General features: G+C 64.4%; 16 protein-coding genes. 11 read left to right on the plus strand and 5 right to left on the minus strand.

The genetic code is table 11. The features are described 5' to 3' along the window. Nucleotides 1–74: 74 nt before the first annotated feature. Nucleotides 75–1,469 carry a MocR-like ectoine utilization transcription factor EhuR gene (gene ehuR, locus ACK1U9_RS24665; protein WP_108480158.1) on the minus strand — a complete coding sequence of 465 codons (1,395 nt, stop codon included), beginning with the start codon at nt 1,467–1,469 and terminating at the stop codon, nt 75–77. Between the two features lie 240 nt (nt 1,470–1,709). On the opposite strand from ehuR, the gene ehuB reads away from it, so the two are divergent. The 4 genes from ehuB (at nt 1,710) to ehuA (ending at nt 4,799) form a co-directional block, all read left to right on the plus strand. Next, entirely contained in the window at nt 1,710–2,564 is an 855-nt protein-coding gene (gene ehuB / locus ACK1U9_RS24670; RefSeq protein WP_046616764.1) for an ectoine/hydroxyectoine ABC transporter substrate-binding protein EhuB, read from the plus strand. A gap of 62 nt (nt 2,565–2,626) precedes the next feature. After that, nucleotides 2,627–3,286 carry an ectoine/hydroxyectoine ABC transporter permease subunit EhuC gene (gene ehuC / locus ACK1U9_RS24675; protein ID WP_046616765.1) on the plus strand — a complete coding sequence of 220 codons (660 nt, stop codon included), beginning with the start codon at nt 2,627–2,629 and terminating at the stop codon, nt 3,284–3,286. Beyond that, the gene (gene ehuD, locus ACK1U9_RS24680; RefSeq protein ID WP_046616766.1) at nt 3,283–3,939 is read left to right on the plus strand and encodes an ectoine/hydroxyectoine ABC transporter permease subunit EhuD; all 657 of its coding nucleotides are present in this window, start codon (nt 3,283–3,285) and stop codon (nt 3,937–3,939) included. Before ehuC ends, ehuD begins: the two co-directional genes overlap by 4 nt. A gap of 65 nt (nt 3,940–4,004) precedes the next feature. Next, nucleotides 4,005–4,799 carry an ectoine/hydroxyectoine ABC transporter ATP-binding protein EhuA gene (gene ehuA, locus ACK1U9_RS24685; protein ID WP_449110247.1) on the plus strand — a complete coding sequence of 265 codons (795 nt, stop codon included), beginning with the start codon at nt 4,005–4,007 and terminating at the stop codon, nt 4,797–4,799. 15 nt (nt 4,800–4,814) lie between these two features. Here ehuA and ACK1U9_RS24690 read toward each other — a convergent pair whose 3' ends face one another. Next, nucleotides 4,815–5,834, minus strand: a complete 1,020-nt coding sequence (locus ACK1U9_RS24690) for a transporter (protein WP_085601897.1) — start codon at nt 5,832–5,834, stop codon at nt 4,815–4,817. A gap of 406 nt (nt 5,835–6,240) precedes the next feature. Here ACK1U9_RS24690 and ACK1U9_RS24695 point away from each other — a divergent pair, with 406 nt between their 5' ends. The 4 genes from ACK1U9_RS24695 (at nt 6,241) to ACK1U9_RS24710 (ending at nt 11,161) form a co-directional block, all read left to right on the plus strand. Continuing rightward, entirely contained in the window at nt 6,241–6,630 is a 390-nt protein-coding gene (locus tag ACK1U9_RS24695) for a YybH family protein (protein ID WP_015268917.1), read from the plus strand. Nucleotides 6,631–6,724: 94 nt separating this feature from the next. After that, nucleotides 6,725–8,224 carry a purine-cytosine permease family protein gene (locus tag ACK1U9_RS24700; RefSeq protein WP_046616768.1) on the plus strand — a complete coding sequence of 500 codons (1,500 nt, stop codon included), beginning with the start codon at nt 6,725–6,727 and terminating at the stop codon, nt 8,222–8,224. 13 nt (nt 8,225–8,237) lie between these two features. Then, nucleotides 8,238–9,668 carry an aldehyde dehydrogenase family protein gene (locus tag ACK1U9_RS24705; RefSeq protein WP_046616769.1) on the plus strand — a complete coding sequence of 477 codons (1,431 nt, stop codon included), beginning with the start codon at nt 8,238–8,240 and terminating at the stop codon, nt 9,666–9,668. A gap of 275 nt (nt 9,669–9,943) precedes the next feature. Then, nucleotides 9,944–11,161 (plus strand): DUF3422 domain-containing protein, encoded by a 1,218-nt coding sequence (locus tag ACK1U9_RS24710; protein ID WP_085601895.1) that lies wholly within the window; start codon nt 9,944–9,946, stop codon nt 11,159–11,161. A gap of 110 nt (nt 11,162–11,271) precedes the next feature. Here ACK1U9_RS24710 and ACK1U9_RS24715 read toward each other — a convergent pair whose 3' ends face one another. The 3 genes from ACK1U9_RS24715 to ACK1U9_RS24725 all read right to left on the minus strand — a co-directional run bounded on the left by ACK1U9_RS24715 (nt 11,272) and on the right by ACK1U9_RS24725 (nt 15,573). After that, nucleotides 11,272–13,683, minus strand: coding sequence for a DUF3772 domain-containing protein (locus ACK1U9_RS24715; protein WP_449110245.1), 2,412 nt, complete (start codon nt 13,681–13,683; stop codon nt 11,272–11,274). Between the two features lie 56 nt (nt 13,684–13,739). Further along, nucleotides 13,740–14,798 carry a bifunctional DNA-binding transcriptional regulator/O6-methylguanine-DNA methyltransferase Ada gene (gene ada, locus ACK1U9_RS24720; protein WP_196188050.1) on the minus strand — a complete coding sequence of 353 codons (1,059 nt, stop codon included), beginning with the start codon at nt 14,796–14,798 and terminating at the stop codon, nt 13,740–13,742. Between the two features lie 148 nt (nt 14,799–14,946). Further along, the gene (locus tag ACK1U9_RS24725; protein WP_046616775.1) at nt 14,947–15,573 is read right to left on the minus strand and encodes a DNA-3-methyladenine glycosylase family protein; all 627 of its coding nucleotides are present in this window, start codon (nt 15,571–15,573) and stop codon (nt 14,947–14,949) included. 172 nt (nt 15,574–15,745) lie between these two features. On the opposite strand from ACK1U9_RS24725, the gene ACK1U9_RS24730 reads away from it, so the two are divergent. The 3 genes from ACK1U9_RS24730 to ACK1U9_RS24740 all read left to right on the plus strand — a co-directional run bounded on the left by ACK1U9_RS24730 (nt 15,746) and on the right by ACK1U9_RS24740 (nt 19,769). Continuing rightward, complete coding sequence (locus ACK1U9_RS24730) at nt 15,746–16,261, plus strand: sigma-70 family RNA polymerase sigma factor (protein WP_046616809.1); 516 nt, start codon at nt 15,746–15,748, stop codon at nt 16,259–16,261. Beyond that, on the plus strand, nt 16,248–17,204 hold the full coding sequence (locus ACK1U9_RS24735) for a FecR domain-containing protein (protein WP_135002972.1): 957 nt from the start codon (nt 16,248–16,250) through the stop codon (nt 17,202–17,204). Before ACK1U9_RS24730 ends, ACK1U9_RS24735 begins: the two co-directional genes overlap by 14 nt. 96 nt (nt 17,205–17,300) lie before the next feature. Next, nucleotides 17,301–19,769 (plus strand): TonB-dependent siderophore receptor, encoded by a 2,469-nt coding sequence (locus tag ACK1U9_RS24740; RefSeq protein WP_449110246.1) that lies wholly within the window; start codon nt 17,301–17,303, stop codon nt 19,767–19,769. Nucleotides 19,770–19,885 lie beyond the last annotated feature (116 nt).

Raw genomic sequence — 19,885 nt, forward strand, 5'->3', positions numbered from 1 at the left:
GCCCGCTCCCACATGTTTGGCACCGCGATCCCTGTGGGAGCGGGCATGCCCGCGAAGAGGCCGCTGCAGGAGAGTTACAGTTCATGGATCTGCGGATACTGCCCGAACAACTCCCGCATATCGCCAAAGGCCTGCCGCAGCTTCGCCTCGGAACACTCGGCGCCCACGCACAAGCGCACGGCCCGTGGCCGCGGTGTACCGCGCACCAGGAACGGCTCCGGCGGCGTTACCGCAATCTGCCGGCGGCGCAGGGCACGCACCAGACTATCCACTTCCCACCGCTCGGGAATGTTCAGCCACGCCCCTAAGGCATGGGAGTGCTGACCACGCACATATTCCCCCAGGTAGTCACGCAACAACGCCTGACGCTCGCCCAGCAGAGTGCGCTGCAACGCCACCAGCTGCGCCGCGCGCCCGTCGTTGATCCAGCGCGATGCAATTTCCGCCACCAGGGGCGTGGCCATCCAGCTGTTGACCCGCAAGATGCTTTCGGTGCGTAGCGCCAGGCGCTTGGGCATGGCCAGGTAGCCCACGCGCAGGCCGGTAAGCACGGACTTGGTCATGCTGGTGCAGTAGAACGACAGTTCCGGCGCATAGGAGCTGAGCGGCCTGGCATGGCTGCCACCCAGCAGCGGCCCGTAAACGTCATCTTCGATGATATGCACGCCAAAGCGCCGGGCAATTTCGGCAATCTCCTGGCGCCGGCTGTCGGGCATCAGGCTGACGGTAGGGTTGTTGAGGTTGGGTGTGCACACCAGCGCGGTCACACGCTCGTTGCTGCAGATGTCCTCGAAATGCTCAGGGTTGATGCCCTCGCGGTCCATCTCCAGGCCTTTGAGGGTGAAACCGAGCACCTGCGAATTGCCGATCACGCCATGGTCGGTCAACCCCTCGCACAGCACCACATCATCCGGCCCGGCCAGCGAGGCCAGGGCCAGGAAGATGGCGTGGGCGGCGCCATTGGTGACCAGCACATCGTCACGCTCGACCTGCATGCCCAGGCCGGCCAGCCAGCGCACTGCGGCCTCGCGGTGGCTCTCGAAGCCGGCGATGGGCCGGTAGGCATGAATCCACGGCTGCTCCTCTTCCACGGCCAGCTCGGCGCAGGTGTCGCGCCAGATACGCTCATGCACCTGAGTGTGCAGAATGCGAGTGATGGAGAAGTCGACCAGGGTACGCTCGGGCAGGTCGATGATGTCATCCGACACACGGTCGCTCATGCGCCGGCTGACGAAACTGCCACGGCCGATCTCGCAACGCACCAGGCCTTGGCGCTCAAGTTCCTTGTAGGCATTGGTCACGGTCTGCACGCTGATGCCCAGGGCATCGGCTACCTGCCGCTGCGGTGGCAGGCGCTGGTCATGTACCAATACGCCGCGCTCGATCTCGCCGGTGACCGCCTGGACCAGAATCTTGTATTTGGACTCGCCGATGCGGGCGGCGTCCAGGGCTGCCTTCCAACTGTGCATCATGATGTTCGCTTCAATTGCCGGGGCCAGGGTCACAGCATCCCCCGTACAGGTGCTTCGGGCAATTGTCCTAGTGCAATGCCATCGCCGTTTCAGCTTTTGTATGCTCGGCCCAAGGTCGAACTCCCGCTGCCTGGCAGCCTCGAACAAACGACCCCCCCTGCATTCGCTGTTTTGCTCCACTGCCTCCTAACACAGAGCCGTCGACGACGGTTTTTATAACAAACAGGAGCTTCATTGATGAGCCAGCCTTTCAACGTTCCACGCCCCTTCCAGCGCCTGCTGATGGCCTGTGCCGCCTTCGGTGTGCTTGCCAGCGCCCAGGCTGCCAGCCTGGACGAAATCAAGGAAACCAGCCACATCCGCATCGGCTACGCCAACGAAACCCCGTTCGCCTTTACCGAGACCGATGGCCGGGTAACCGGGGAGTCACCGGAAATCGCCAAGATCATCTTCGAGAAGATGGGCATCAAGCAGGTCGATGGCGTGCTCACAGAGTGGGGTTCGTTGATCCCGGGCTTGCGCGCCGGGCGCTTCGATGTGATTGCCGCCGGCATGTACATCACCCCGGCACGCTGCAAGCAGGTGATCTTCACCGACCCGCAGTACGCCCTGCCCGACACCCTGCTGGTTGCACAGGGCAATCCGAAGAACCTGCACAGCTACGCCGACATCGCCAGGAGCCCGGACGTGAAACTGGCGATCATGGCGGGCACGGTCAACCTCGCCTATGCCCGCGAATCCGGCATCACGGATGCGCAGATCCTTCAGGTGCCGGACACCACCGCCCAGTTGCAGGCCGTGCGCGCCGGCCGCGCCGATGCTGCCGTGGGCACCCAGCTGACCATGAAGGGCCTGGCGAAAAAGGGTGGCGACAAGGTAGAGGCGATCAGCGACTTCACGGATGACCCGGCCCACACCGGCTACGGTGCCCTGGCCTTCCGCCCCGAGGACAAGGCCCTGCGCGACGCGGTCAACGCCGAGATGAAAAAGTGGCTGGGCAGTGAGGAGCATCTCAAGACCGTCGCGCCGTTCGGCTTCGACCGCAGCAACGTGACAGACAAGACCGCCGCCGAGCTCTGTGCCCAGCAGTGAATCGAGGTGGCATGGCGCTTGCCGTGCCATTCCCTGTGTAACCCGATTATTCAGGTCGAACCATGGGTGAATTGATACCGTTGTTACTGCAAGGCGCCTGGGTCACCATTCAGGTCACCTTCTTCGGCTCGCTGCTGGCCATCGTCGCCGCGATCCTCGCCGCCCTTGGCCGGCGTTCGTCATGGCGGCCATTGAGCTGGCTTTGCGTGGCCTACATCGAGCTGTTCCGCGGCACCTCGTTGCTGGTGCAGTTGTTCTGGTTGTTCTTCGTATTGCCGCTGCCACCGTTCAACCTCGAACTCAGCGCCTACACCGTGGCGATCGTCGGCCTCGGGCTGCATATCGGTGCCTACGGTGCCGAAGTGATGCGCGGGGCGATCAGCTCGGTGGCCAAAGGGCAGTACGAAGCCTGCACCGCGCTGAACATGCCCGCCACCATCCGCTTCCGGCGGATCATCCTGCCGCAGGCATTGCTGGCGGCCATCGCACCTGGCACCAACCTGCTGATCGAACTGCTGAAAAACACATCGCTGGTGTCGCTGATCACCCTGTCGGACCTTAGCTTCCGCGCCCGTCAGCTGGACCAGGCGACTTTCCAGACCCTGGAAATCTTCAGCCTCACCCTGCTGCTCTACTTCGTCCTGGCGCAGGTCATCAACTTCCTCATGCGTCGGGTCGAACGGCGCCTGAGCCGCGGTCGCCTGCGGGGGAGCCTGTCATGAATTTCTGGGACTGGAACTACGTCGCGCAAATCCTGCCCGACTTGCTGCAGGCGTCGCTGAAAACCCTGGGCATCACCGTGGTTGGCTTCCTGATTGCAGTGGTGCTGGGCCTGTTCCTGGCCATCGCCCGACGCAGCCGCCAGGCCTGGCTGTCATGGCCGGTGGCATTGCTGATCGAGTTCATCCGCAGTACGCCGCTGCTGATCCAGGTGTATTTCCTCTATTACGTGCTGCCCAACTACGGGGTCAACATGACCGCCATGCAGGCCGGCATCATCGGTATCGGCGTGCACTACGCCTGTTACCTGGCCGAGGTTTACCGCGGCGGCCTCGACTCGGTGGCGCGCAGCCAGTGGGAAGCGGTGGTCGCCCTCAACTTCGCGCCATGGACCGCCTACCGGGCAGTCATCCTGCCCCAGGCGATTCGGCCGATCCTGCCGCCGTTGGGCAACTACCTGATCGCCATGCTCAAGGACACCCCGGTGCTGTCGGCCATCACCGTGGTGGAAATCATGCAGCAGGCCAAGAATGTCGGCTCCGAAAGCTTCCGCTACCTCGAGCCGATCACCCTGGTCGGTCTGTTCTTCCTGGCCTTGAGCGTCGCTCTGGCCTACCTCGTTCGGCGCCTTGAAGTGCGCCTGGAGCTCCGCTGATGATCGCCCCTGTGACCCACTTCGCCAGTGCCACCGCCACAACCACCCAGCCGCTGGACGCCCACATGCCCACACCGGCCATTGCCCAACCGATCGTCAGTTTCAAGGACGTGACCAAACACTACGGCAGCTTCACCGTACTCGACGGCCTCAACCTCGATGTCGCCCCTGGCGAAAAGGTGGCGATCATCGGCCCCAGTGGCTCGGGCAAGTCGACGTTGCTGCGGGTACTGATGACACTTGAGGGCATCGACCAGGGCATGATCGAAGTCGATGGCGAATCGCTCACCCACATGCCTGGGCGCAACGGCACGCAGCTCATCGCCAACGAGCGACATGTACGCAAAGTGCGGGCGAAGATCGGCATGGTGTTCCAGAGTTTCAACCTGTTCCCGCACATGAGTGCCTTGCAGAACGTGATCGAGGCCCCGGTCCAGGTGTTGGGCGTGAAGCCGGCCGAGGCGCGTGAACGGGCTGCCGAGTTGCTGGAGATGGTTGGCCTGGGCAACAAGTTCGAGCACTACCCATCGCAATTGTCCGGTGGCCAGCAACAGCGCGTGGCGATTGCCCGGGCGCTGGCGATGCGGCCCAAGGTGATGCTGTTCGACGAAGTGACCTCGGCGCTGGACCCGGAACTGTGTGGCGAGGTGCTGAACGTGATCCGCCGGTTGGGCAGCGAGCACAACCTGACCATGCTGATGGTGACGCATCAGATGGGCTTTGCCCGGGAGTTCGCGGATCGGGTGTGCTTCTTCTACAAGGGGCAGATCCACGAACAGGGGACGCCGGCACAGATCTACGAAAACCCGCAACAGGAGCGGACCCGGGCGTTCCTGAGTGCAGTGCGGGAGGCGAACTGACCGGCGATCGTCGCGTCAGTACTCGCGCCGCTTGCGAAAAGCCCAGCGCCCCACCAGCACGGTGAAGGTCGCCACCAGGGCCACCAGTACCCAGAAACCATGGGGGTTTTCCGCCAGCGGCACACCCCCGACGTTCATGCCGAAGAAGCCGGCGATGATGTTGATGGGCAGGGCCAGCACGGTCACCACAGTCAGGGTGAACAGGGTGCGGTTGGTCTGTTCGTTGAGCTTGGCGGCGATTTCTTCCTGCAGCAGTTTGATCCGCTCACCGAGGGCGGTGAGGTCGCTGATCACCAGGGTGAACTCTTCTGTGGCCGCGCGCAGCTGGCGTATGTCCTGTTCCTGCAGCCAGTCGGGCGGCCGGTTCAGCAGCCGCAGCAGCGCCCCTGGCTCCAGCGCCAGCAGGCGCTGCAGGCGCACCAGCACCCGGCGCATGCTGCCCAGTTCGGCGCGGTTGTCGCTCAGACGCTGGGACAGCAACTGGTCTTCGATGCGGTCGACGCTGGTGGTGGTTTCACGCACGATCTGGGTCAGCACATCGCCTTGGTCGCGCAGCAGATGGACCAGCAACTCGATGGACGAATGAAAGCGCTCGCCACGCTTGACCGACGAGCGCAACTTGTCCACCGAATGCAACGGCTGCAACCGGGCGCTCACCAGCAGCTGGCTGCTGGCGCAGGCCCACAGCGTGGAGATGTCCGAGGACACCAGGCCGAAGTTGAACACCACATCGTTGACCACCGCCAGCAGCGCCGCGTCGGCGTGTTCGAGACGGGTCGAGCGCGAACCTTCGCGCAGGGTTTCGAAGAAGGCTTCGGGCAGCTGCAGGTGGGTGCGCAACCAGCGTTCGCAGGCAGCGTGGGCCAGGTTCAGGTGCACCCACAGAAACTCGCCAGGTTCCAGCGGCTGGCCGAGCATGCGCAACAACTGCGCCGAATCGATTTCGCGCCCCGGCTGGCCAGGGCGGAAGGCGAAGGCGTAGAGCAGGCCGAACAGGTCGTGGTCCTGTGGCAGATGCAGCGCGGGATGGCCCATTCGAACTCGCAATGAGGCACGGGAGATGGCAGAAAGGTTGCTGAATATTCGTTGCAGTCAGATGACAGCTGGATAGCTGAAAGCCCTTTGGGCTGCGCTGTCGCGTAGAGACCCTGTGGGAGCGGCTTTAGCCGCGAAGAATCCAGCGTGGTGCGTGGCACCGGCTGCGCCGGTGTTCGCGGCTGAAGCCGCTCCCACAGGGGGCCCTGCTAATTCAATGCGTTATGTGCAGCCTTATGAGAACGGGCACGCCCGCTCCCACAGGGTGTGCGGCGCGAAACCTGAGAAAGCGCAGCCATCACTTCACAAATTCCTGAACTGATTATTTGCCCGCAGCGATTTTTCCCCTCGCCAACCGCCACCAGAATCGCTTCACCACAATCACAAGAACCGTGAGGCCACTCCCGTGGACCAGACACTCCAGGTACGGCAAGCCGCCGCCGACCTCGTTGCGGCGTTCGCCAGCAACGACACTGCTCGCTATTTCGCCTGCTTCAGCGAAGACGCCACCTTCCTTTTCCACACCCTGCCGCAACCGCTGCTGTCGCGCCATGCCTACGAGCAACTCTGGGCCCAGTGGCAGGCCGACGGGTTTGCCGTGCTCGCCTGCGAATCGGGCAATGCCCAGGTGAGCCTGCAAGGTGACGTGGCGATCTTCATGCATGATGTGGCCACGCACATCCGTATCGCCGGCGAAGAACACCAGTTGAGCGAGCGCGAAACCATTGTCTTCCGCCGCCACGGCGAACGGTGGCTGGCCTGCCACGAGCACCTGTCGGTCGTATCGCCGGCCTGATCATCCATTTACGCGGCCCTGCCGCCCTGCCATCGCACCCACAATAAGGCCCGCGTACTGCGCCGGCCCACAACAACCGCGCTGGAGCATCACCATGAGCCACTCGACCGGTATCGAGACCAACGGCGTCGAACAGATCCCCGACGATCAACGCGACGCCTCCCCGCTGGACCTGTTCCGCCTGATCTTCGGCGGCGCCAATACCTTCGCCACAGCCGTGCTGGGCAGCTTCCCGGTGCTGTTCGGGCTGTCGTTCCAGGCCGGTGTGTGGGCGATCCTGCTCGGCGTCGGCGTGGGTGCGCTGATCCTCGCGCCCATGGGCCTGTTCGGCGCGCTCAACGGCACCAACAACGCGGTGTCGTCGGGTGCGCACTTTGGCGTGCACGGTCGCATCGTCGGTTCGTTCCTGTCGCTGCTCACCGCAGTGGCATTCTTTTCGCTGTCGGTATGGAGCTCGGGCGATGCCCTGGTCGGCGGCGCCAAGCGCCTGGCCGGCCTGCCGGAAACCGACCTGACCCTGGGCCTGGCTTACGGCCTGTTCGCGGTACTGGTGCTGGTGGTGTGCATCTTCGGCTTCCGCTTCATGCTGTGGGTCAACAAGATTGCCGTCTGGGCCTCGAGCCTGCTGTTCCTGCTGGGCATCGTTGCCTTTGCCGGGCCGTTCGATGCCGGTTACGCGGGTAGCGTCAACCTCGGCCAGGCGGGCTTCTGGGCGGCATTCGTCGGTGCGGCAATCCTGGCCATGAGCAACCCGGTTTCGTTCGGTGCGTTCCTCGGCGACTGGTCGCGCTACATCCCGCGTGAAACCCCAAAGGCTCGGATCATGCTGGCGGTGATCGCGGCCCAGGGCGCGACACTGATCCCGTTCCTGTTCGGCCTGTGCACCGCCACCCTGGTGGCCACCCAGGCGCCGGACTACATCGCTGCCAACAACTACGTCGGTGGCCTGCTGGCGGTGGCGCCAAGCTGGTTCTTCCTGCCGGTGTGCCTGATTGCGGTGATCGGCGGCATGTCCACCGGCACAACGGCGCTGTACGGCACCGGCCTGGACATGTCCAGCGTGTTCCCACGCCTGCTCAGCCGTGCCGGCGCCACGCTGCTGATCGGCGTGCTGGCGATCGGCTTCATCTTCGTCGGCCGCTTCACTTTCAACCTGGTGCAGAGCGTTTCGACCTTCGCCGTGCTGATCATCACCTGCACCAGCCCGTGGATGGTGATCATGATCCTTGGCCTGATCACTCGCCGCGGCTTCTACCATGCCGACGACCTGCAGGTATTCACCCGCGGCCAGCGTGGCGGCCACTACTGGTTCCTGCATGGCTGGAACTGGCGCGGCATGGGGGCGTGGATCCCCAGCGCGGCGGTGGGCCTGTGCTTCGTCAACCTGCCAGGGCAGTTCGTCGGCCCACTGGGCGACCTGGCCGGCGGCATCGACCTGAGCCTGCCGGTCACCCTGGGGCTGGCAGGTGTGCTGTACCTGCTGCTGCTCAACCTTTTCCCCGAACCTGCCGGCGTGTATGGCCCCCAAGGCCCGCGTTGGGTGCGTTGCAAAAGCACCGCGCACACCCCGGTAACCACCGCTGAAATGGCCTGACTGGAAACCGACCATGACCACTTCCCACTACATTGCCGGCCGCTGGGTCGAAGGCCAGGGCAGCGACTGCATCAGCGTCAATGACCCGGCCCTTGGGCAACCGTTTGCCGAACTGATGGCCGCCAGCGTCGGCCAGGTAGACCAGGCCGTGACCGCTGCCCGTGGCGCCCTGCACGCCTGGAAAAGCACCAGCGCCAGCGAACGCGCCGCCTACCTGCGCGGCTTTGCCGAACAGCTCGGGCAGCGCCGTGAAGCGTTGATCACCTTGCAGATGCGCAACAATGGCAAGCCACGTCACGAGGCGGAAATCGACCTGGACGACGCCATCGCCACCTTCGGCTACTACGCCGAACTGGCCGAGCAACTGCCATCGAAGAACCGTGACGTGCCGTTGGCTGCACCGGGCTTCAGCGCTCGCACCCGCCTGGAACCGGTGGGCGTGGTCGGCCTGATCGTGCCGTGGAACTTCCCGCTGGTGACCAGCGCCTGGAAGCTCGCCCCGGCCCTGGCCGCCGGTTGTACCGTGGTGCTCAAGCCGTCGGAAGTCACCCCGCTGATCGAACAGGCCTACGGCCAGATCGCCGATGCCCTGGGGCTGCCGGCCGGGGTGTTGAACATCGTCAACGGCAAGGCCGAAACCGGCGCTGCACTGAGCAATCACAATGGCCTGGACAAGCTGTCGTTCACCGGCAGCAATAGTGTTGGCAGCCAGGTAATGCGCAGCGCTTCGGCGCAGTGCCGGCCGGTGACGCTGGAGCTGGGTGGCAAGTCGGCGATCGTGGTGTTCGATGATTGCGATGTGGGCCAGGCGGTGGAATGGATCGTCGCCGGCATCACCTGGAACGCCGGGCAGATGTGCTCGGCCACTTCGCGGCTGCTGGTGCAGGACGGCATTGCCGAGGCACTGCTGCCGCGCTTGCAGGAGGCACTGGAAAACCTGCGGGTCGGTAATCCGTTGACCGAGGAGGTCGACATGGGGCCGCTGACCAGCCAGGCGCAGTGGCTGAAAGTGGCCGGCTACTTTGCCACGGCGCGGGAAGAAGGCTTGCAGTGCCTGGCAGGTGGCAAGGCGCTGGACCGGGATGGCTGGTTCGTCAGCCCGACGCTGTATGCCGATGTGCCGAAAGACAGCCGCCTGTGGACCGAGGAAATCTTTGGCCCGGTGCTGTGCGCGCGTCGCTTTGCGACCGAGGAACAGGCGATTGCCGAGGCCAACGATAGCCGCTTCGGGCTGGTGGCGACGGTGTGCTCTGCCGATCTGGACCGTGCCGAGCGGGTAGCCGATGCGCTGGAGGTTGGCCATGTGTGGATCAACTCGGTGCAGGCAGTGTTCGTCGAGACCTCGTGGGGTGGCACCAAGGGTAGCGGGATCGGGCGTGAGCTGGGGCCTTGGGGGTTGTCGGCCTACCAATCGGTCAAGCATGTAACGCGCTGTCTGGGTTGAGATTTCCGGGGCCGCTTTGCGGCCCTTTCGCGACACAAGGCCGCTCCTACAAGAACCGCGTATGAGCCGGGCTTACCGGCCTCTTCGCGGGTAAACCCGCTCCCACAGGGATAGCGCAGGCCTGAAGGGAAGCACCGTACCTGTGGGAGCGGGCTTGCCCGCGAAGAGGCCGGTACAGGCGACACAAAACTCTGCGCCCGCGTGACTTTCCCCTCCCCGCGCAAAGTCCCACTTCCTGGTACCCCCCACAATCACAACACCAGGCCGGACCACCCATGCACCCTCAACGCACCGCCTTGCACAACGAACTGCACGCCCGCCCGTCGCTGTATTTCGACGGCCCGGCGCATGTCTTCCACCTGGCCTTGCTTGGCGGCGATGCTGCCTGTGCGGCACTGCTGCAACGCTGCTGCCCGGATGGCCTGGACACCGCAGCCGCCCAAGGCATCACCCGCCTGGATGGTCATCCGTTCAAGTGGGAACGGCACACCGAGTTCTTCACCCTGACCCTGGTGGTGCCTTGCACGGCCGCCGACACCGAGTGGCAAACGCTGCCGCCGGTGCTGGCCGAGGCTATCGCCCCGCAAGCGGCGCAGGTGATCAACGCGGTGCAGGTGCTGGTCCGTGACGAACACGAACTGGATCTGCCCCACTACGGTTTCAAGGACCCGTGCGGCTCCTGCGTCGGCGGTGGCGATGCGGTGGTGTGGAGCGATTTTCGCCTGACCGAGGACGGCACCAACCGCTTCCTGTTCATCAACCGTCGCCTCAATGCCTACCGTCAGGGCCGCATGATCCGCCGTCTGCTGGAGATCGAGACCTACCGCATGATGGCCTCGCTGACCCTGACCACCGCCAAGGACCTGAGCCAGGAGCTGGATGCCTTCGACAAGACCCTGGTCAGCCTCTCGGAGCGCAGTGCCGGGGTCGATGGCCATGATTCCAAAGGGTTGTTGGAGGCCATTGCCCACCTGTCACGCCAGGTGGTCAGCCGCACGGTGAAAACCCGCCACCGCTTCGGCGCCACGCAAGCCTATGCGCAACTGGTGTTCGAGCGCCTGGGCGAGCTGCGGGAAAGCCATGTGGGCGACTGCCAGCGCCTGGGGGTGTTCATCGAACGCCGGTTCAAACCGACCGTGCGCTACTGCGCGGCCACCGAGCAGCGCCTGGAGCAGTTGGCAAAGAATGTGGCCAACCTGGGCGACCTGTTGCAGGCACGGGTACAGGTGGAGATGGAAGAACAGAACGCCGAGATCCTGCGCAGCCTCAATGCCCGGGCCGATGCCCAAGTGAAGATTCAACGGGCGGTGGAGGGGCTGTCGATCATTGCCATCACCTACTACCTGCTGAACTTGTTCAAGCTGCTGTATGGCGGGCTGAATGTGCTGGGGTTGGGGCTGACGGCGCGGGATGGGCTGTTGGCCATGGCGCCGCCTGTGCTGTTGGTGTTGCTGGTGATCTTGCTGAGAATCAGGCAGGCCAAGCAGCATTGAGGCTGGGGCTGCTTTGCAGCCCAATCGCCGGCAAGCCAGATGCCAAAGGTATTGCGTACGGCTTGAAGTCGACGCGGTCCTTGTGGGAGCTGGCTTGCCGGCGATCGGCTTCACACCGACTCGTCAGCCGGGCGAGCCCCCTCCTGCAGCAACACCATGCTCTGCGGCGACGACAGGGCGATGCCCTCGTCACGCAGACGCCCAAGGATGGTGAACAACAGGTCACTGCGCGTACCGGACACCTGCCGCGGCCCCGCCACGTAACCGCTCACACCAATCACCATCCCGCTGCTGGTCAGGTCCTTGAACGACACCGAAGTGGCCGGTGCATCCAGAATCGCCTCGTGCTCCTGGTACGCTGCCAGCAGCAATTCGCGCACACGGTTGGCGTCGGTCTCCAGCGGCAGCGTGAGCGTGATGCCGACCACACCCAAGGCATTGCCCATGGTCACGTTGCGCACGTTCTGCGAGATGAATTGCGAGTTGGGCACGATGACCGTAGAGCGGTCGGACATCTGGATCTCGGTGGCGCGCACGTTGATACGGCGAATGTCACCCTCGACGCCAGCCAGGCTGACCCAGTCGCCCACCTTGACCGGGCGCTCGGTAAGCAGGATCAGGCCGGAGATGAAGTTCTGCACGATCTGCTGCAGGCCGAAACCGATACCCACCGACAGGGCACTGACCACCCAGGTCAGGCTGGTGAGGTTGATGCGCAGGGTCGACATCACCAGCATGGCCAGGAAGATGAAGCCCAGGTAACCCACCAGAGTCACCAGCGAGGCACGCATGCCGGCGTCCATGTCGGTTTCCGGTAGCAGGCGATCGCTCAGCCAGCGCTTGACCACGCGGATGGCGAACAGGCCGCCGAGGAACATCACCACTGCCAACAGTATGTCCTGGGGGACAATGTTCATGTTGCCCAGCAGCTTGCCGCCGGTCTCGTCCCAATCACCCAGGCTCAGCAGCAGTTCGCTGGGGCTGGTGCCCGATGGCATCAGTGCCAGCAACAGCGCCAGGAACAGCACCACGGTGCGGCCGATGCCGGCCAGGATGGTGCTGGCCTGGGCCTGGTGACGTGGCGCCAGGCCCAGGGTCGAGGCCAGCGCCAGGCCGCCGGGCTGGCGGGGCGACAGCAGGGTTTCGCAGAGGTCACCAAAGAACGTGGTCAGCAGGTAGGCACAGGTAATCACCAGGCTGACCCACAGCAGCTTGGCGGTGAGGAAGTAGGCGAGTGTCAGGTAACCGGCGAGCAAGGCCAGCAGGATCAACGTAAGCCAGATCACCATCACGAACGGGATCAGCCCGGCCAGGCCGGTGGGGCGCTCCAGGTCATGCTTGCGCAGGGTGCGGCGGTAACGCAGCAGCGCACCGGCGAAGGTGAACGCCACTACCAGCGCGGTCAGGCCGTTGACCGCCACGGTCAGCGCCAGGCTGGCACCGATCACGCTGTTGATGCGCTCCATGGTCATCATGACCATCAGCGCCAACGCCAGCACCTTGGGGAACCAGCCCAGGGCGCTGGCCACTTCATCGTGAATAGGCGGCAGGCGCCAGGAGGGGCGCTGCAGCATCAGCATGGCGCGGCCCAGGCCGGTGATGAAGGCGCTGAACACCACCAGCGCGAGCACATGATTGGCCAGGCTGGCGATATCGGCGCCCAACTCGGCGCTGCTCTCCAGCCCCCAACGCAGCAGCGAGACCGAGCCGGCGATGGTGCCCAAGGTTGCCAGGCTGACACCCAGCGCCAGCGCACTGCGGCGCAGGCGGCCTTCGGGCAGCCAACTGACCATGGCGCCGGCGAGAAGGCGCTCGAGCACGCGGCGCACCAAGGTCCAGACCAGGATTGCCGCCACCAGGCTGGTAATGAACAACCAGCGATTTTCAGCACTGAAGGCACTACTGATGGCATCAGCCGTCTCACCACGCAGGTCACGCAAGCGTGCCACATCGTCCTGGGTGGGGCGAATGATGCTCTGCCAGAACGCCGGGCTCAGCGGTGAGGCTGCGCGGCTGGTGATCTGCGAGTTGAACTGGCTGCGGCGCAGGTTGACGATTTGCGTGGACAGGTCGCGGGCCGACTGGGTCAGCTTGGTCGCCTGGTCCCGCTGAGCTACCAAGGCCTTTTTCTCGGCCTCAAGCTCCTTGCGCTGCTGGGTCAGTGTGGCGGCCTCGTCCTGCTGGACCGGGCCGATGACCTTGAGTTTGTCGTCGACTTTTTCCACATCCGTGGTGCGCAAAGCACTTAACGCATCGGCCTGGCGCTGGACCTGCATGGCGCCCAGGCGCAATTGCGAAAGCAGATCATCGTTGGCCTCGCTGGTGACACCCTGGCGGATCTGGTCCAGCCGATCGCTCAACTGCTCGATGCTGGCGTTTTCATCCAGCACGTTCGCTTCGGCAACCGCCAGATTGGACAAGGGCGTGGCCGGGGCCGACCAGGCCGGGCTGGCAATGGCCAGCATCAGGGCCATGAAAACCATCAGGCCTGGGCAATAACGGGCAAGGCTGACACGCCTCATCGAATATTCCTCTTTACAATTCGATTTGGCGGGGGATTCTACGCGGCTTCACGCGATCAGGAGAGTGCCGTTTCTCGTTTGAGCAGTTGCTGTTTGCGCTCGACGCCCCAGCGGTAGCCGCTGATGTCGCCGTCGCGGCGGACCACCCGATGGCAAGGGATGGCTACGGCTATGTGGTTGGCCGCGCAGGCCATGGCCACGGCACGTACTGCCTTGGGCGCACCAATGCGCTCGGCGATGTCGGTGTAGCTGACCCGGCTGCCGGCCGGCACCTCGCGCAGGGCCTGCCACACCCGCTCCTGGAACGCAGTGCCTTGCACATCCAGTGGCAAGGCCAGGCCCAACGCCGGGGCTTCGACGAAGCCCACCACCTCGGCGACCAACCTTTCGTAGGCACTATCGCCGCCGACCAGGTGAGCCTTGGGGAACTGGTCCTGCAGGTCGCGCAGCAGGGCTTCGGGGTCATCGCCCAGCAGGATCGCGCAAATGCCCTTCTCGCTCTGGGCGACCAGGATCGCGCCCAAGGAGCACTGGCCGAGGGCGAAGTGGATGGTTGCCCCGGCGCCGCCGGCACGGTATTGCCGCGGGCGCATGCCCAGGCGCTGGTCGGCGCTTTCGTAGAAACGGCTGTTGGAGTTGTAGCCGGCGTCATAGATGGCATCGGTGACAGAGCGTTGGCCATCTTCCAGGTGCTCGCGCAGGCGCCGGGCACGGAAAGCGGTGGCGTAGGCCTTGGGGGTGAGGCCGGTTTCGGCCTTGAACAGGCGATGCAGGTGGAAAGGGCTGACGGCCAGTTGCGCGCTGAGTTGATCTAGGCTCGGCGCGGGATCGCTGGCTTCGATCAGGCGGCAGGCGCGGGTGACCAGCTGGCTGTGGCGGGTGGCGCTGACGTTGCTGGTGGCGGTGCAACGTTTGCAGGCGCGGTAGCCGGCGGCTTCGGCGGCGGCTGGGGTGTCGTAGAACTCGACGTTGGTTCGCTTGGCAAGGCGTGATTTGCAGCCGGGCTGGCAGTAGATCCCGGTGGTGCGCACGGCGTAGACGAAGTGGCCGCTGGCGGCGGTTTCGCGGGATTCTACGGCTTGCCAGCGTTGGTCGGGGGTGGTGTAGGGGTTCATTAGTAAATGTCCAGATTGGTTGTCGCCTGTGCCGGCCCTTTCGCGGGTGAACCCGCTCCCACAGGTACTGCATAGACCTTCCAGGCTGTGGAAATCCCTGTGGGAGCGGGTTTACCCGCGAAGAGGCCGGCACAGGCAGTGCAAAACTTCAGGCACGCCACAGGTACCAGGCCGCCACGGTGCGGTAAGGTCGCCAGCCTCCGCCCAGCGAACGCATTTGCGCAGGCGTCGGCGCCTTGTCCAGCCCCTTCATCCGCCGATACCCCTCGCGCACGCCAAAATCGTCGACCGGCAGAACGTCCGAACGCGCCAGGCTGTAGATCAGCAGCATCTCCACCGTCCACCGCCCTACCCCACGCAATGCCACCAGTCGTTCGATCAACGCCTCGTCAGCCAGGCCCAGTGCCTCCTCCCGACTCGGCACCAGGCCATCCAGCCGACCTTGGGCAATACCCTGGATCGTCGCCATCTTGCTCGCGGAAAAACCGCAGGCGCGCATGATTTCCGGTGTAACTGCCAACAACTGCTCCGGCGTTGGGAACGCAGCTTCTGGAAACAGCGCCAGCAAGCGCCCAAGAATTGCCTCGGCAGCACGGGCATGCAGTTGCTGGTAGGCAATCGCTCGCACCAACACCTCATAAGGCTCCCGCCCCGGCGTGGCCTGGTGCAGGCATGGCCCGGTCGCTGCGATATGCCGCGACCAGTCCGGGTCGAGCGCCGCCAGGTATTCGGTGGCCTCGCGGTACGCGTCAGGCGAAAGGTCGGCCAGGATCATGGCACCTCCATAAAGTCGATTGCAGGTCCAGCTTAGCGCAGCCGTTCATCGGGCAAACGCCGGTTCTTGCGCGGCTAATTCCTGGCATGCCATTGCTCCGCGCTATCGTCCCCGCATAGAATTGAGAACCATTCACAATCGCATGTGTTCACAGGACCGGGCCTTCGCCAAGATGCAGATCAACGAAACGCTCAAGCCGACCGAGGTTGCTCTGCTCTACCAGGCCCACCACAGCTGGCTTAGCGGCTGGCTGCGCAGCCGGGTAGGTTGCAGCGAGCACGCCGCCGACCTGGCCCAGGATACCTTCGTGCGGCTGTTGCGGGCTCGCCAGCTATCGCCGCTGAAGGAGCCACGTGCCTACCTCAGCAGCATTGCCCGTGGCCTGATGATCGACCAGTTCCGCCGCCGCGCGCTGGAACGGGCCTACCAGGAAAGCCTGGCTCACCTGCCCGAAGCCGAAGTGCCCAGCGAAGAAGATCGACTGGTCATCCTTGATACCCTGGCGCGCCTCGATCGTGCCCTGCACCAGCTGAAACCGCGTGCCCGCCAGGCATTCCTGCTGGCTCAGCTCGACGGTTTGAGCATTGTGCAGGTCGCCCTGCGCCTGGGTGTGTCGCGAGCCACCGTCGAGCGGGACCTGGCCAAGGCTCTGGGCGTTTGCTACCGGTTGCGCTATGCCGACGCCTGATAACGCGCCCACACAGGCGCACGTCGACCAGGCCATCGACTGGTTGGTGAAGTTGCGCTTCGACAGCCCAAGCCCGCATACCGAGCAGCAGTTCCAGCACTGGCTGGCCAGCCATCCGCACAACCCCTTGGCCTGGCAGCGGGTCAGCCACCTCAGTGACGAACTGGCAGGGCTGCCCAAGGGCCTGAGCCGGCGCACGCTGGATGGTAGCCAGCGCCATCGCATCAACCGCCGCGACCACCTCAAGCTGCTGGCCGTGCTGGCCGTGGGCGGCAGCCTGGGCTGGGCTGCGCGCGAACCGTTGGGCATACCCCAGCTGCTGGCCGACAGCAGCACTGCCACCGGCGAGCGTCGCCAGCTGCAAGGCAGCGATGGCAGCCGCATACAACTCAATACCGCCAGTGCCATCGACCTGCGTTACAGCGCCGAGCAGCGCCGGCTGCAACTGGTGCGTGGCGAGGTGAGCCTGGACAGCAACCCCAACGACAACCGCCCGTTTCGCATCGACACCCGCGTTGGCCAACTGGCCACCCTCGACGGCCAACTGCTGCTGCGCGAGAACGACCAGGGGCTGTTGCTGGCCGTACGCCGGGGCGACGTCACACTGTTCCCCACCTCGGCCTCGCCACGTCGGGTGCTGCCAGGCGAAACCTTGCAGGTGTGGGCCAGCGGCAGCTTCCAGGCGGTGACGCTGCACAGCGACCCCTGGGGCTGGACCGACGGCGTGCTCAGCGTGCAGCAGATGCCGCTGGGCGAGTTCATCGCCGAGCTGGCGCGCTACCGCCCGGGCCTGCTGCGCTGTGCCCCGGAAGTGGCAGCCCTGAAGGTGTCCGGTACCTACCAGCTGGCCGACACCGGGCAAATCCTGCAGCTGCTCACCCGCAGCCTGCCGGTGCGGGTCGATTACCGCACGCGTTATTGGGTGAGCATCGGTACGGCCTGAAAAATTTCCGAAAATAAATGAGGTGGAATCTCATTCTCGTCCGGCCTGAAGGAACAAAACCCGAAAAGTGGTCTTCCCGACCTTCAGGAGCGCTTCATGATTGCCCCGTGTTCCCCTCGCAACGACAGGCTGCGCCGTGCCGTACGCGCGGCCGTGTTCGGCCTTGGCCTGGCAGCTGGCGGTGCCTACCCGGCCATGGCTCAGGCTGCAATTGCCAGCCAGAGCCAGCAGACCGACTGGAACATCCCGGCCGGCCCACTGGCCCCGGCGCTGGACCAGTTGGCACGCCAGGGCGGCCTGAGCCTGTCGTTCGACGCGAACAGCCTGCAGGGCAAGACCACCCACGGTGTGCAGGGCCGGCATGACAGTGCGCGGGCGCTATCGATCCTGTTGCAAGGCAGCAACGTCCAGGTCCAACAGGAAAGCGCAACCAGCTTCCTGCTGATCCCGGCACTGGATGTGGGAAACGCCCTTGAGCTGGGCGCGACCAGCATTTCCAGCGACCGCCTGGGCGAAACCACCGAGCACACCGGCTCCTACACGACCGGCGAAGTGACCATCGGCAAGATGCCGCAAACCCTGCGCCATACCCCGCAATCGGTCAGCGTGGTAACCCGCCAGCGCATCGACGACCAGAACATTACCAACCTGACCAACCTGTTGGAGCAGACACCCGGCGTGGTGGTCAACTACACCGACAGCGAGCGGGTGCAGTATTACTCGCGCGGCTTTGCCATCGACGCCATTCAGTACGACGGCGCCACCGTGGTGCAAAGCAGCGGCGGTGGTTCATTCATCCAGACCGACTCGGCGTTCATCGACCGCGCCGAAGTGCTGCGCGGAGCCACCGGCATGCTGCGTGGCGCCGGCAACCCGTCGGGCACGGTGAACCTGGTACGCAAGCGCCCGACCCATGACTTCCAGACTACGGGCAGCGTGACCCTGGGTTCTTGGAATGCCCAACGCTATGTGGCCGATATCTCCGGCCCGTTGACCGAAACCGGCAACGTACGCGGGCGGGTAATCGCCGTGCATGACGACCGCGACCTGTTCCAGGACTCGCGCATGGAACGCAAAGAGGCGTTCGGCGGCTCGCTGGCCTTCGACCTGGACGACAGCACCACGCTGACCACCGGTGTCGAGTGGACCAAGCTCGACGCCACCGGCGCCTGGGGCAACCTGCCCGCCGACGCCAGCGGCGCCCCCCTGCCCTTCGGCCGCAGCACCTACCTGGGCGCCGACTGGAACCGCTGGGACCGCAGCAACCTGAACACCTTTGCCGAACTGGAACACCGCTTCGACAACGACTGGACCCTGAAGCTGATGGCTCTGCGTACCCACTTCGAGCTGGACGACCATGGTTTCAAGCAAACCTACATGGAGCGCGCACCGGCCAACCTGAACCCCACCGGCAACCCGTACCTGATGCGATACCAGGTTACCGAAGGCGACGGCGGCGAGAGCCTGCAGAACAACTTGAGCGCCACCCTCAACGGCCCGTTCGACCTGTTTGGCCGCACCCACGAGCTGATGGTCGGCGTCGAACGGATTCGCAACGATTCCTACGCATCGGCCACCAACCGGGTAATTTCCGGGCTGTACGACATCCGCTACTGGGACCCGAAAACCAGCCTGCCCGAGCCGGACATCGACATCACCGCACACCCGGTGCGCACCCGTACCACCCAGCAAGCCGCACATGCCACCTGGCGCATTTCGCTGGCCGAACCGCTGACCGCGATCATCGGCGCGCGAGCCAACTGGTATGACTACGAGCAGGAAAACAACACCGGAGCCAACGGCAAGTTCAGCGTCGACGAGAAGATCGTGCCGTACGCGGCGCTGATCTACGACCTGAATGACAACTTCAGCGTATACGCCAGCTACACAGAGATATTCAGCCCGCAGACAGTGGTGGACAAGAACAACTCGGTGCTCGACCCGATCATCGGCGAAGCCTACGAAACGGGCATCAAGGGCGAGTTCTATGATGGCCGGTTGAACACCAGCCTGGCGTTTTTCCGTATCAACCAGGTGGGAACGCCGGTGGATGACATGTCCACGGAAATCGGCTGCAACGGCACCACCAGCCGCTGCAAGATCGCCTCGGGCAAGAGCCGCAGCGAGGGCATCGACCTGGAGATTTCCGGCGAAGTGCTGCCGGGCTGGCAGGTCACCGGTGGCTACACCTACAACACCACCGAGTACCTGAAGAACACGGCAGCCACCAATGGCAACGCGATCCGCACCACCGACCCGGAGCACATGCTGCGGCTGTTCTCCAGCTACCGCCTGCCAGGCACACTGGATGCCTGGACCATTGGTGGCGGCGTGCAGGCGCAGAGCGACATCTATTCCGAAAGCGGCACGGCCAAGGCGACGCAGGCAGGGTATGCGGTGTATAACGGCATGCTCGGTTATCGCATCAACGACAACTACTCAGTGCAACTGAACGCCAACAACATCTTCGACAAGAAGTACTACCGGCAGATCGGTACCACGGCGACGGGTTACTACTGGGGGGAGCCGCGCAATGTGTCGGTGACCTTGCGCGGGAGTTTCTGACGGGGCAACACGGTCGCCTTGTGGGAGCGGCCTTGTGTCGCGAAAGGGCCGCAAAGCGGCCCCGGCAATTTGTCCGGCGCAGTTGAAACCCTGGGGCCGCTTTGCGGCCCTTTCGC

It is taken from the genome of Pseudomonas sp. XP1 (assembly GCF_053557675.1).

What these genes read in the sequence shown, in the direction of transcription:
- ehuR (WP_108480158.1), bottom strand. Translation starts at nt 1,469, where the DNA reads ATGCACAGTTGGAAGGCAGCCCTGGACGCCGCCCGCATCGGCGAGTCC.
- ehuB (WP_046616764.1), top strand. Translation starts at nt 1,710, where the DNA reads ATGAGCCAGCCTTTCAACGTTCCACGCCCCTTCCAGCGCCTGCTGATG.
- ehuC (WP_046616765.1), top strand. Translation starts at nt 2,627, where the DNA reads ATGGGTGAATTGATACCGTTGTTACTGCAAGGCGCCTGGGTCACCATT.
- ehuD (WP_046616766.1), top strand. Translation starts at nt 3,283, where the DNA reads ATGAATTTCTGGGACTGGAACTACGTCGCGCAAATCCTGCCCGACTTG.
- ehuA (WP_449110247.1), top strand. Translation starts at nt 4,005, where the DNA reads ATGCCCACACCGGCCATTGCCCAACCGATCGTCAGTTTCAAGGACGTG.
- ACK1U9_RS24690 (WP_085601897.1), bottom strand. Translation starts at nt 5,834, where the DNA reads ATGGGCCATCCCGCGCTGCATCTGCCACAGGACCACGACCTGTTCGGC.
- ACK1U9_RS24700 (WP_046616768.1), top strand. Translation starts at nt 6,725, where the DNA reads ATGAGCCACTCGACCGGTATCGAGACCAACGGCGTCGAACAGATCCCC.
- ACK1U9_RS24705 (WP_046616769.1), top strand. Translation starts at nt 8,238, where the DNA reads ATGACCACTTCCCACTACATTGCCGGCCGCTGGGTCGAAGGCCAGGGC.
- ACK1U9_RS24710 (WP_085601895.1), top strand. Translation starts at nt 9,944, where the DNA reads ATGCACCCTCAACGCACCGCCTTGCACAACGAACTGCACGCCCGCCCG.
- ACK1U9_RS24715 (WP_449110245.1), bottom strand. Translation starts at nt 13,683, where the DNA reads ATGAGGCGTGTCAGCCTTGCCCGTTATTGCCCAGGCCTGATGGTTTTC.
- ada (WP_196188050.1), bottom strand. Translation starts at nt 14,798, where the DNA reads ATGAACCCCTACACCACCCCCGACCAACGCTGGCAAGCCGTAGAATCC.
- ACK1U9_RS24725 (WP_046616775.1), bottom strand. Translation starts at nt 15,573, where the DNA reads ATGATCCTGGCCGACCTTTCGCCTGACGCGTACCGCGAGGCCACCGAA.
- ACK1U9_RS24730 (WP_046616809.1), top strand. Translation starts at nt 15,746, where the DNA reads ATGCAGATCAACGAAACGCTCAAGCCGACCGAGGTTGCTCTGCTCTAC.
- ACK1U9_RS24735 (WP_135002972.1), top strand. Translation starts at nt 16,248, where the DNA reads ATGCCGACGCCTGATAACGCGCCCACACAGGCGCACGTCGACCAGGCC.
- ACK1U9_RS24740 (WP_449110246.1), top strand. Translation starts at nt 17,301, where the DNA reads ATGATTGCCCCGTGTTCCCCTCGCAACGACAGGCTGCGCCGTGCCGTA.